Consider the following 12,678-nt stretch of genomic DNA (forward strand, 5'->3'; position numbering starts at 1 on the left):
CGAGCTCAGGGTTGCTTCCCAACATCATCCGCCAACTCGCGCAACGCCTGCGCCAGCAGCGCAATCCCTGGCGCGATCCTGTCCTGCGCGATCGCGCCATAACCCATGCGGATGCGGTTTCCCGGCCGGTTCTCGCTCAGATAATGCACGTCGCCGGCCTCGATCAGCACGCCGAGCTGCGCGGCGCGCTGCTGGAGGTCCTGCGCCCTGACGCCGCGCGGCAGCGTCAGCCAGAGGCCCGAGCCGCCTGTCGTCATGGTGACGTCGCAGCCGGACAATTGCCGATCGATCTCGCGCAGCATCAGTCCCCATCTGGCGGCAAGTTCCTTGCGCTGGCGGCGGATATGCGCGTCGTAGTGGCCCTCGGCCAGGAACAGCGCCATCGCACGCTGGTCGAGCGCCGAGGGGTGGCGATACATCAAGCGCCGCAGCGCCCGCAATTCGCGGATCAAAGCCGGCGCGGCGACGATGAAGCCGAGCCGCAGGCCCGGGAAGAGCGGCTTCGACAGGCTGCCGACATGCAGCACCCGGCCTGACCGATCGAAGCTCTTCAGCGAGGCGCGCTGTGCTCCGACGAAGTTGAGCTCGTGCTCGTAATCATCCTCGACGATCAGGAAGTCGTGCCGCTCGGCCGCCGCGACCAGCGACAGACGGCGCTCCACGCTCATCGTCACATTGGTCGGCGACTGATGGCCCGGCGTGACATAGACGAGGTCGGCGCCCGCCAGCACCTCGCTGACGCGCATGCCGTTGGCGTCGACCGGATGCGGCTCCAGCGTTGCGCCCAGCGCCAGGAACATGTTGCGGGCATCGACATAGCCCGGCTCCTCGATGGCGACGCGTGTGCCAGTGCCGCAGAGCAGCATGGCGATGAGGAAAAGCGCGTTCTGCGCCCCGACCGTGATGAGGATGCTGCCCGGATCGGCCCTGAAGCCGCGCTGCGGCAGCATGCGGCGCATGATCTGCTCGATCAGGATCGGATCGTCATTGTCGATCAGGTCGCCCATCCAGTCATGGCTGTGGCGGACTGTGCCTGCGAGCCTGACACAGTCGCGCCAGCGGCTGAGCGAGATCTTGTCGGGGCTGAGCTGGCCATAGACGAAGGGGTAGGGAAACTCGCGCCAGTTCGCCGGCTTGACGATATTGGCCTGTTCGGCGAGCGGGCGGCGCAGGCGGCGGGCGAAATCCACCGGCTCGTCCGAGCGGAGCAGAGCCCTCCCCGCATGCTCGTCGACGGGCACGTTGAGCTGCTCGCGCAGATAGCGATCATTGACGAAGTAGCCGCGCCGATTGACCGCCTTGAGGTAACCGTCCTCGGCCAGCCGCTCATAGACCAGCGTGATCGTGTTGCGGGAGACGTCGAGCTTCCGGGCAAGGATGCGGGAGGCCGGCAAGGGCTCGTGCAACGGCAGGCCGCCCGCCAGGATCGCAGCGACGAGCCGCTCCTGGATCTGGCTCTGCAGCCCCTTCTGCGGATCAAGCGGGCTCGTCAGGACAAATTGCAGCATGACTTACTGGGGAAAATGATCCTGCCGCCAAGACCCTGCCGCCAAGCACGAAACATGCCGCCCATCTGCGCAGGACGCATTCGACGCTGGCTTTGCCGGCGTGCCACTATGCAGGCACGCCAAAACCAGAGAGACGCCGATGTCCACGCCTGTATCGACACGCACGCCACCTTACCGCACCCAGAACTGGACCCTGACCAAGCCGACGGCGAAGGGCGGCCACGGCATCGTCGTGTCGCAGAACCGCGAGGCGGCCGAGGCCGGCGTCGCAATCCTGGAAGCCGGCGGCAATGCGGCCGATGCGGCGGTCGCGGCCTGCTTTGCACTCGCAGCGGTGGAGCCCTGGAACAGCGGGTTAGGCGGCATCGGCTTCGCGCTGGTGCTGAAGGCGAACGAGACGCGGGCGCAGGTCGTCGATTTCGGCCCCGTCGCACCGCGCCGCGCCGACCCGGCCGACTACCCGCTGACCGGCGCGATGAAGAAGGACCTCTTCACCTGGCCGGAGGTGGTGGGCGACGTGAACATTCACGGCCCACTCTCCTTCTGCATCCCCTCCTCGGTCGCGGGCTACGCCAAGCTGAAGGAGGCCTTCGGCACTGCCCTACCGGTTGCGGATCTGCTGGCGCCGGCGATCGCGCTCGCCAAGCGCGGCCTCGCGCAGGACTGGTACACCACGCTCAAGGTCTCATCCTCGGCCTCGGTGCTGCGGCTCTATGAGGAGAGCGCGCGCATCTATCTGCCCGGCGGCCTGCCGCCGGTGCCGCCCTATCAGGGCATGCCGGGCTTCTTCCGGCTCGGCAATCTCGCATCGACGCTGGAGCGCCTGGCCGCGGCGGGGCTGGATGATTTCTACCATGGCGAACTGGCGACCCGGCTCGCCGCCGACATCAAGGCGCTGGGCGGCGTAGTCGATGCGGAGGACCTCGCCAATTGCAAGGCGGTCCTGCGCGAGGCCCCCATGATCGACTGGCGCGGCACGCATCTCCTGCACACCGCCGGCGGGCTGACCGCCGCGCCGACGCTCGCAGCCGTGGTCGAGGGCATGGCGGACAGCGCGCCCTCTTCCGAGGGCCCCGACGCCATCTGGTTCGCGACGCTGTCACGGGTGATGCGCCAGGCCTATGCGAGCCGGCTCGAAGGGCTGGGCGCGGCGAAGGCCGCGACCGAACCCGGCGACACCTGCACGACGCATCTCACCGTCGTCGACGGCGAGGGCAATCTCGTTTCGGTGACGACGACGCTGCTCTCCTCGATGGGCAGCCGCGTCGTACTGCCCGGAACCGGCGTGCTGATGAACAACGGCATGATGTGGTTCGACCCGCGCCCCGGCAGCGCCAATGCGATCGCGCCTGGGGCCAGGCCGCTCTGCAATATGTGCCCGGTCATCGTGACGCCGAAGGACGGCAGCTGGCCGCGCCTGGCGGCGGGCTCCTCGGGCGGCCGGCGGATTCTCGCCAGCGTCTACCAGATGCTGGCCTGGACGCTGGATTGCGGCATGGAGATCGCAGAGGCCGCCCATACCCCGCGCATCGACGTCTCCGGCCCCGATTCGACCAGCGCCGATTACCGCCTGCCCGACGAGACGCTGGCGGCGCTGGAGGCGGCCGGCCCGCTCGCGGTGGTGGAGCACGGCGTGCTGCCGATCAACTTCGCCTGCCCCAACATCATCCGCGTCGGCAAGGACGGAGCGGAAGGCTGCAGCGACGTGATCTCGCCCTGGTCGGCCGCCGTGGCGGCGAAACACTGAGAACTGGGTCTCGCAGCTCCGAGACCCAAAATCCCAGTCACCCCGGGCGATTTGCCGCCGCCCGGGGTTATGCTGACGCTCCCGCGCCGATCACACCCGCTTCAGCCCCCATGGATAAGGCGCAGAGCCGGGAAGCATGCCGGTCAGGTTCTTGCGATAGGCCGTCTTGATGACGAACTGGCCGAGCGGGATGGTGGCGCATTCCTCCAGCGCCAGCCGGCCGAGCGTGACCGCGACCTGCTTCTGCTTGGCTTCATCAGGCGCGTAGAGCCATTCCTCGGCCAGTTCCTCGGCCCTGGCATTGGTCCACCAGCCGAACCAGCCCTTCTCGCCAGGACCGCGAACGAGATTTGACAGCGCCGGATTCCCCCAGCCGACCGCCGCGCCGGTGGTGTGGAAGATGCTCCAGCCGCCCTTCTCGACCGGCTCGCGGCTGTTGCGGCGCTGGATCACCGTGCCCCAGTCGCTCGCCGCGAACTCGACATTCATGCCAAGCGACTTGAGCAACTCGTAGGTGACGTCGCCCAGCGGCCCGATATCGGGGAAGTCGGTCGGGTTGATGATGACGACCTTCTCGCCGTTATAGCCGGACGCCTTCAGCGCCACCTTGGCCTTGTCGAGGCTCTGCGGCATCAGGTCCTCGAGCTCGCCGGTGTAATAGGGTGTGCCGCGCCACCACAGGTTCCGGCAGACCTGCCAGACAGTGGTGTCGTCGCCCTGGCTGGCGCGCATATAATCTTCCTGGTTCACCGCCATGCGCACGGCCGCCCGCACCTTGGGATTGTTGAAGGGCGGCTGGAGATGGTTCAGCCGCATGATCGAGCCGCGGCCGTTCTTGTCGATGACCTCGCGGGTGATGTCGGGGCTTTTCGCGAGCAGGGGCTGAAGATCGGCGAGAGGGCGTTCCCACCAGTCGATCTCGCCCTTGGCCAGCGCCGAGGCGGCGGTCGCCGGATCGGGCAGGATCGGCCATTCGATCCGCTTGAAATACGCGATCTTGCCGCCGGCATTGCGGCTTGGCGGCTCAGCTCGCGGCTTGTAGGCCTCGTTCTTCTCATAGACGACGCGGCTGCCGGAGACATATTCGCTGGCGACGAACTTGTAGGGGCCCGAGCCGACCATCTCGGTGACCTGCTTGGTCGCGTCGGTCTTGGCCAGGCGTTCCGGCATGATGAAGGGCGCGTTGTCGGCCTTGGCCAGGCAATCGAGCATCATCGGGAAGGGCCGGGTCAGCTTGATCTCCAGGGTGCGCTCATCCGGCGCGCCCCAGGCCTCGACCGCCTTGAGCAGCAACTGGCCGTAAGGATCGCGCTGGCCCCAGCGCTTCAGGCTCTCGATGCAGTCTGCGGGCCGGACCGGCTGGCCGTCATGGAAAGCGAGACCTTCGCGCAGCTTGATCTTCCAGACCTTGCCGTCGGCCGAGATCTCGTGTCCCTCGGCCATTTGCGGCTGCGGCTTCAGGTCGAGATCGCCGCCATAAAGCGTGTCGTAGACGTAGTAGGCGTGATTATTGGTGACGGTCGCGGTCGTCCAGATCGGATCGAGCGAGGTGAGGTTCGCCTGCGGCGCCATCTTGAGCACGGTCGGGCTCGCCGATTGAGCCAAGGCCTCGCGGGCCAGTGTTGGAGCGAACAGGGCCGCGGCTGCCGTGCCCTGCAGGAACTGACGGCGCTTCATATGGTCTCTCCCCTTTTATGGTTGGCCTTTGATGAGAACACTACGTCATTCCGGGGCTTGCCGCGGGCTTGAGCCCGAAATCCAGAACCCGGAGCGATTTCAATCCGGTCGAAGCCGAGGACGTTCGGGCTGTCCTTGAGCTTCGGCGCCGCCTTCGATCTGGCGATGTCAGGTGTGAGGCGCGGGGCCCATGGATCACCGGCCAAGAGTGACTCGAGTGCCGCAGCGACAGCAAGCACTTTGGCGCCGCTTGGGCCGAGGATCTTCGCCTGGCCACACGTCATCCGCGTCGGCAAGGACGGTGAGGACGGCTGCAGCGAGGTGACCTCGCCTCGGTCGGCAACGGCAGCGGTCAAACAGTAAGGGCCCGGAGCTTGGAGCCCCGAGCCCAAAATCTCCATCGTCTCGGACGGCCTGTGACCGCCCGGGACGACGCTGGCTCTTCCGCGCCGATCAGGCGCGCTTCAGGCCCCAGGGATAAGGCGCCGAGCCTTTCAGCATGCCGGTCAGGTTCTTGCGATAGGCCGTCTTGATGACGAACCGGCCGAGCGGGACCGTCGCGGTCTCCTCGAGCGCGAGGCGGCCGAGCTGGGCGGCAGCCTTCTTCTGCGCGGCTTCGTCGGGGGCGTAGAGCCACTCCTCCGCCAGCGCCTCGGCCTTGGCGCTGTCATACCAACCGAACCAGCCTTTCGCCCCCTGCCCGCGCACCAGGAAGGACTGCGCCGGACTGGCCCAGGCCATGGTCGAGCCCGTGGTGTGGAAGATGCTCCAGCCACCCTTCTCGACCGGCTCGCGGCTGTTGCGGCGCTGGATCACCGTGCCCCAGTCGCTGGCCACGAACTCGACATTCATGCCGAGCTGTTTGAGCAACTCGGCGGTGACGTCGCCGAGCGGCCCGATATCGGGAAAGTCGGTCGGGTTGATGATGACGACCTTCTCGCCGTTATAACCGGATTCCTTCAGCGCCGCCTTGGCCTTTTCAAGGCTCTGCGGCATCAGGTCCTCATGCTCGCCGTCGTAATAGGGCGTGCCGCGCCACCAGAGATTGCGCGAGGTCTGCCAGAGCGAGGTGTCGTCGCCCTGGGCCGCGCGCATATAGTCTTCCTGGTTCACCGCCATGCGCACGGCGGCACGCACCTTGGGGTTGTTGAAGGGCGGCTGCAGGTGGTTCATGCGCATGATCGCGCCGCGCCCGGCCTCGTCCGTGACCTCGCGGACGACCTCCGGGACCTTCGCCAGCATCGGCTGGAGATCGGAGAGCGGGCGCTCCCACCAGTCGATCTCGCCCTTGATCAGTGCGTTCGCCGCTGTCGCGGGATCGGGCAGGATCTGCCATTCGATCCGCTTGAAATTCGCGACCTTGCCGCCGGCCCCGCGGCTCGGCGGCTCGCTGCGGGGCTTATAGGCCTCGAACTTCTCGTAGACGACCTTGCTGCCCGAGACGAATTCGCCCGGCACGAAGCGATAAGGCCCGGAGCCGATCATTTCGGTGACCTGCTTGTTCGCATCGGTCACGGCCAGGCGCTCCGGCATGACGAAGAGGGGCGAATCCGCCTTGGCAAGCAGGTCGAGCATCATCGGGAATGGCCGCGTCAGCTTGATCTCGAAGCTGCGCTCGTCGAGCGCCGTCATGCTCTCGACCACCTTGGCCAGGAGCTGAGCGTAGGAATCGCGTTGTGCCCAGCGCTTCAGGCTTTGGATGCAGTCGGCCGGCTTCACCGGCGTGCCGTCATGGAAGACGAGGCCTTCGCGCAGCTTGATCTTCCAGACCTTACCGTCGGCCGAAACCTCATGCCCTTCAGCCATTTGCGGCTGGGGCTTCATGTCGAGATCGTGGGCGTAGAGTGTGTCGTAAACGTAGTAGCCGTGATTATTGGTCACGGTCGCCGTCGTCCAGATCGGATCAAGCGCTGTCAGATTGGCCTGCGGCGCGAATTTCAGGGTCGTCCCTGCCTGCGCAAAGGCGCGTCCCGTCATCGCCGGTCCGGCCAATGTCAGGGCGGTCGCCCCCTTCAGGAATGTCCGACGCTTCATTGCTGTTCCCCTCATTATGACTTGCAGCCTTGTGGATTTGGGCCGGCATATACCGGCCTTGCTTAGTCGAGGCCCAATAACCTCGATCGAAGCTCAAATCGTTCAATCGAAACCCAGGAAGCCCGGGCTGTTGCTCAGCTTCGGCGCGGCCGTCAGCTTGGCGATATCGGGCACCGGGCGCGCCGTCAGCGTATCGCCCGCCAGGGCCGCCTCGAGCGCAGCCGCCACGGCCAGCACCTTGGCGTCGCCGCCGCGCGGGCCGACGATCTGCAGGCCGAACGGCATGCCGTTGCGGTCGAGCCCGACCGGCAGCGAAATCGCGGGATGACCGACATTGGTGACGGCATAGGCCATGGCGAGCCAGTGGAAATAGGTCCGGGTCGGCGTGCCGTCGATCTCGGCCGGGTAGAGCTCCGACCAGGGCCGTGGGCTCAGGGTGACGGCCGGCGAGAGGATGACGTCGTAATCCGCGAAGAAGCCCTGCCAGTTCTTGTAGAGCACGGTCTGCTGCTTCAGGGCGCGGGTGACGTCGAGCGCGCTGTAGCGCAGCCCCTCCTCGACATTGGCGCGGACATTGGGGCCGACGAGTTCGGGCGTATCGCGGACGCGCTCATACATGCCGGCAAGGAACGCAACCGAGCGCAGCACCTCGAAGGTCTCGTCGGCGCCGGTGCAATCGGGCGTCGCCGCCTCCACATGCGCGAAGAGATGGCTGAAAGCGCCGGTCTTCTCGGCGAAGACCTCGCGGATATGCCGCTCGGTCGGTGCGAAGCCGAAATCCGGCGTCAGCGCCACCTTGAGCGAGGAGAGATCGATCGTTCCCGGCCTGGCGAAATCCTCAGGGCGGCGCACCGTCCTGCCATGGATCGTCGTGGCCAGCGGATCGGCTGCGTCATCCGAGACCATGGTCGAGAGCAGCAGGCACAGATCGGGCACCGTGCGCGCCATCGGCCCGAGCACGCTCAACGGATTCCAGCCCAGCGGCCGCTTCTCGCTCGGCACCAGCCCCGGCGAAGGCCTGAAGCCGACGATGCCGTTATAGGCGGCCGGGTTGCGCAGCGAGCCGCCAGTGTCGGAGCCGGTCGCGATCGGCACCATGTTCGTCGCGAGCGCGACGCCCGAGCCGCCCGAGGAGCCGGCGGCGCATTTGGAGGGGTCGAAGGGGTTGCCCGTCGCGCCATAGACGGCGTTGCGGGTGTTGGCGCCGGCGCCCCATTCCGGCGTATTGGTCTTGCCCAGGACGATCGCGCCGGCGTTGCGGGTGTTGGCGACGATCAACTGGTCTTCGGTCGGCACATGGTTCGCGAAGAGCGGGCTGCCATAGGTGGTGCGCAGGCCGGCGACGTTCTCGAGATCCTTCACGCCGAGCGGCAGCCCGTGCAGCGCACCGAGCCGGTCGCCGCGCATCGTCGCCTCATCGGCGAGCTTTGCCGCCTTGCGCGCCCGCTCATCGTCACGCGCCACCATGGCGTTGACGGCCGGGTCCACTGCATCGATGCGGGCGATACAGCTTTCGAGCAATTCGCTCGCCGACAGCTTCTTGGTTCCGATCAAGGCACGAGCCTCTACGGCGCTGAGTTCACAGGGTTCAGTCAAGGGAAGGACCTCTCGTCGAAGACGGGCCGCGCAGGCAAGAGCCGTGCCTCGGGGCCGCGACTATGGCCTGCGAATCTCCGGCATGTCGCCCCCTGACGTTAGATGCCCCATGCATACCGCGCATGCTCTTGCCCCCGATTCTTGCCCCCGCTTCTTGCATGGTGCCTTCCGCGGATCAGACACTGGGCCGCGGGCGATCCGACGGAGACACATCGACATGGCACCGAACCAGCACGTCAGACTCGCGGTCGATATCGGCGGCACCTTCACGGATGTGGTGCTGGAGACCGAGGCCGGGCGGATGACGCGCAAGGTGCTGACCACGCCGTCGCGGCCGGAGGAAGGCGTGCTCGGCGGCATGCGCTTGATCCTCTCGGATGCGCGGATGCACATGTCCGACATCGATGTCTTCGTCCATGGCACCACCCTGGCGACCAACGCCATCATCGAGCGCCGCGGCGCGAAAACCGCCTTGATCGCGACCGAGGGGTTTCGCGATATCATCGAGATCGGCACGGAAAGCCGCTACGACCAGTATGACCTCTCGATCGAGAAGCCGCGCCCGCTGGTGCAGCGCGCCCTACGCTTCACGCTGCCCGAGCGCGTCGATGTGCACGGCAAGGTCCGCCTGCCACTGGATGAGGCGGCGCTCGCCGCGCTCGTGCCGAAACTCAAGGCGGCCGGTGTCGAGAGCGTCGCCATCGCCTTCCTGCATTCCTATGCCAATGCCGAGCATGAGCGCCGCACCGGCGCCCTGCTGAAAGCCGCGATGCCCGAGCTCGGCATCACGCTCTCCAGCGAGGTCTGCCCGGAGGTGCGCGAATATGAACGCACCTCGACGGCCATCGCCAACGCCTATGTCCAGCCGCTGATGGCGGGTTATCTCGCCCGCATGGCCGAGGGGCTGGCGCAGGAGCAGTTCCGTGGCGCGATTTACCTGGTGACCTCGGGCGGCGGCCTGACCTCGATCGAGACCGCACAGCGCTTCCCGGTGCGCCTCGTCGAATCCGGGCCCGCTGGCGGAGCGATCTTCGCCGCGCTGACCGCAGCCCAGCTCGGCGAGAGCAAGGTGCTCTCCTTCGACATGGGGGGCACCACGGCCAAGATCTGCCTGATCGAGAAATTCGAACCGCAATCCTCGCGCATCTTCGAGGTCGACCGCGCCGCCCGCTTCCTCAAGGGCTCAGGGCTCCCGGTACGCATCCCGGTGATCGAGATGGTCGAGATCGGCGCCGGCGGCGGCTCGATCGCCAGGATCGATGCGTTGAAGCGCGTCACGGTCGGCCCCGAGAGCGCCTCCTCCGAGCCCGGCCCCGCCTGCTACGGACGCGGCGGGACGCATCCCGCCGTCACCGACGCCGATGTCGTGCTCGGCATGATCGATCCCGTCGCCTTTGCCGGCGGCACCATCCCGCTCGACCCTGACTTGTCGCGCAAGGCACTGCTGGCCGATATCGGCCAGCCGCTCGGGCTCGATGCCGAAACCGCCGCCTATGCCGTGCATGAAATGGTCTGCGAGAACATGGCGAGCGCGGCCCGCGTGCATGCGGTCGAGCGCGGCGCGGTCGTCGGCGATCACACGCTGATCGCTTTCGGCGGGGCGGCTCCCCTGCATGCCGCGCGCGTCGCCGAGAAGATCGGCGTCAAGCGCGTCATCGTGCCGCCCAATGCCGGTGTCGGCTCGGCTGTCGGCTTCCTCGCCGCGCCGGTCTCCTATGAGCTGGTCCGGAGCCGCCATGTCAGGCTCGATGCCTTCGACGGGGCGCTGGTCTCGGAACTCCTCGCAGAGATGGAGCAGGAAGCCCACGCTTTGGTCGAGCCCGGTGCGCGCGGCGAACCCGTGATCGCACGGCGCATCGCCTTCATGCGCTATGTCGGCCAGGGCCATGAGATCACCGTGACGCTGCCCTCCGGCATGCTGGGCGAACAGGACATCCCGGCGCTGCGGAGCGCTTTCGAGGCCGATTACGCCGCCCTGTTCGCACGGCCTATTCCCGGAGCCGCGATCGAAATCCTGAGCTGGTCGGTTCTGGTCACGACGCAGCCTCCGAAGCCCGAAGTGGCGCCGCGCGTCGCGAGTTCGGCTGCGCCAGAGCCCTCCGGCAGCCGCGCCTTCCATGACGGCAAGGCCGGCGCCAGCATCATGATCCCGCTCTACCGGCGCGAGACGATGATACCGGGCGCCTCGATCGCCGGCCCCGCCATCATCGCCGAGGACGAGACCTCGACTTTCGTCTCGATGAGCTTCGACGCGCATATCGACGCCATCGGCTGCATCGTGATGGACCGCAAGGTTCTCGACCGCCAGATTCTGGACCGCGAAGCCGCGTGAGGAGAGATCAGATGAGCCAGACCGACAAGATCAGCCTGATCGATCTCCAGATCATGTGGAACCGCCTGATCGCGGTGGTGGAAGAACAGGGCCAGATCCTGATGCGCACCGCGTTTTCGCCGATCGTGCGCGAATGCGGCGACATCTCCGCCGGCGTCTTCGACCTGCAGGGCAGGATGCTGGCCCAGGGCGTCACCGGCACGCCGGGCCATGTCAACTCCATGGCGGAATCGGTGAAGCACTTCATCCGCCATTTCCCGATCGAGACGATGAAGGAAGGCGACGCCTACATCACCAACGACCCCTGGATGGGCACCGGCCATCTCAACGACTTCGTCGTGACGACGCCCGCCTTCAGGAACGGCAAGCCGGTCGCGCTGTTCTCCTGCACCAGCCATCTGATGGATATCGGCGGCATCGGCTTCGGGCCCGACGCCACCGACGTCTTCATGGAGGGGCTTTATCTGCCGATGCTGAAACTGATCGACGCCGGCAAGGTCGACCAGAACGTCATGGCGATCATCCGCGCCAATACGCGCCAGCCCGTCGATACCGAAGGCGACACCTATTCGCTCGCCGCCTGCAACGACATGGGCGCGAAACGCCTGGTCGAGATGATGGACGAGTTCGGCATCGAGACGCTCGACGAGCTCGCCGACCATATCTGCGAGCGCTCACGCGAAGCCGTGCTGGCCGAGATCGCCAAGCTGCCGAAAGGCAGTTGGCGCAACGAGATGGTGGTCGACGGCTATGACGTGCCGGTCACGCTCGCCGCCGAGCTGACGATCTCGGATGACGGCATCCATGTCGATTTCACCGGCACCTCGCCACAGGCGCAGCGCGGCATCAACGTGCCGCATTCCTACACCACAGCCTATACGGTGTTCGGGCTGGGCTGCGTCGTCGCCGCCCAGATCCCCAACAATGCCGGCTCATTGGGCCCGCTGACCGTTTCCGCGCCATCAGGCTCGATCCTGAACGCGCCCAAGCCGGCAGCCGTCTCCTCGCGCCATGTCATCGGCCAGATGCTGCCCGACGTCGTCTTCGGCTGCCTGCGCCAGGTCATCCCGGAGCGCGTGCCGGCCGAAGGCACCTCCTGCCTGTGGAATCTGAACGTGCGCGGCCGGACGCATGCCGGCGCGCAGGGCAATTACGGTTTCGCCATGGCCGTCACCAGCAATGGCGGCACCGGCGCGCGCTTCGACAAGGACGGGCTCTCGGCCACCGCCTATCCCAGCGGCGTGCGCGGCACGCCGGTCGAGATCGCCGAGACGCAGACGCCCCTGATCTTCTGGAAGAAAGAGCTGCGCCCAGACAGCGGCGGCAATGGCCGCACGCGCGGCGGCCACGGCCAGATCATCGAGATCGAGAGTGGGGTCGACGCCTCCTTCGAGATCCTGGCGGCCTTCGACCGGATCGACCATCCGCCGCGCGGACGCGATGGCGGCGGCAACGGAGCCGCCGGCTATGTCGGGCTCAAATCCGGCAAGAAGCTCAAGGGCAAGGGCTTTCAGGAGATTCCAGCGGGAGACCGGCTGGTCGTGCTGACGCCGGGCGGCGCCGGCATCGGCAACCCGGCGGAGCGCGACCCGGCCCTGCTGAGCCGCGACATCGAGGAAGAGCTGGTCAGCGCCAGCTAGAGCATCGGCTTCTTCCGAAAACCGGATTCCACTTTTCGGGCCGATGCTCTAGGTCACATACTCATAAACGGGATTCCCTGCGGGACTGAGTTCTGATTCATTGATCTCAGCCTTGGAGGTTGAGATGGCTCGCTTTGACCTGAC

Annotated in this window: 7 protein-coding genes; 3 read left to right on the forward strand and 4 right to left on the reverse strand. The window is 66.7% G+C overall.

Features of this window, described 5'->3' with window-relative positions; translation table 11 throughout:
- Positions 1-5: 5 nt before the first annotated feature.
- A complete protein-coding gene (locus J2Y55_RS14765) occupies positions 6-1,508 on the reverse strand; it encodes an aminotransferase-like domain-containing protein (protein ID WP_310154323.1) in 1,503 nt (500 codons plus the stop codon).
- A gap of 139 nt (positions 1,509-1,647) precedes the next feature.
- On the opposite strand from J2Y55_RS14765, the gene J2Y55_RS14770 reads away from it, so the two are divergent.
- A complete protein-coding gene (locus J2Y55_RS14770; protein WP_310154325.1) occupies positions 1,648-3,255 on the forward strand; it encodes a gamma-glutamyltransferase in 1,608 nt (535 codons plus the stop codon).
- 90 nt (positions 3,256-3,345) lie between these two features.
- Here J2Y55_RS14770 and J2Y55_RS14775 read toward each other — a convergent pair whose 3' ends face one another.
- The 3 genes from J2Y55_RS14775 to J2Y55_RS14785 form a co-directional block, all read right to left on the reverse strand.
- Positions 3,346-4,932: an ABC transporter substrate-binding protein gene (locus tag J2Y55_RS14775; RefSeq protein WP_310154327.1), complete on the reverse strand. Its 1,587-nt coding sequence runs from the start codon at positions 4,930-4,932 to the stop codon at positions 3,346-3,348.
- Positions 4,933-5,385: 453 nt separating this feature from the next.
- Complete coding sequence (locus tag J2Y55_RS14780; RefSeq protein ID WP_310154329.1) at positions 5,386-6,966, reverse strand: ABC transporter substrate-binding protein; 1,581 nt, start codon at positions 6,964-6,966, stop codon at positions 5,386-5,388.
- A 102-nt stretch (positions 6,967-7,068) separates the two neighbouring features.
- Entirely contained in the window at positions 7,069-8,562 is a 1,494-nt protein-coding gene (locus tag J2Y55_RS14785; RefSeq protein ID WP_310154331.1) for an amidase, read from the reverse strand.
- Between the two features lie 217 nt (positions 8,563-8,779).
- On the opposite strand from J2Y55_RS14785, the gene J2Y55_RS14790 reads away from it, so the two are divergent.
- Both J2Y55_RS14790 and J2Y55_RS14795 read left to right on the forward strand, forming a co-directional pair.
- On the forward strand, positions 8,780-10,894 hold the full coding sequence (locus J2Y55_RS14790; RefSeq protein WP_310154333.1) for a hydantoinase/oxoprolinase family protein: 2,115 nt from the start codon (positions 8,780-8,782) through the stop codon (positions 10,892-10,894).
- Positions 10,895-10,905: 11 nt separating this feature from the next.
- A complete protein-coding gene (locus tag J2Y55_RS14795; RefSeq protein ID WP_310154335.1) occupies positions 10,906-12,534 on the forward strand; it encodes a hydantoinase B/oxoprolinase family protein in 1,629 nt (542 codons plus the stop codon).
- Positions 12,535-12,678: the final 144 nt, after the last annotated feature.

This window comes from Allobosea sp. BE125 (genome assembly GCF_031456075.1).
Classification (GTDB): domain Bacteria; phylum Pseudomonadota; class Alphaproteobacteria; order Rhizobiales; family Beijerinckiaceae; genus Allobosea.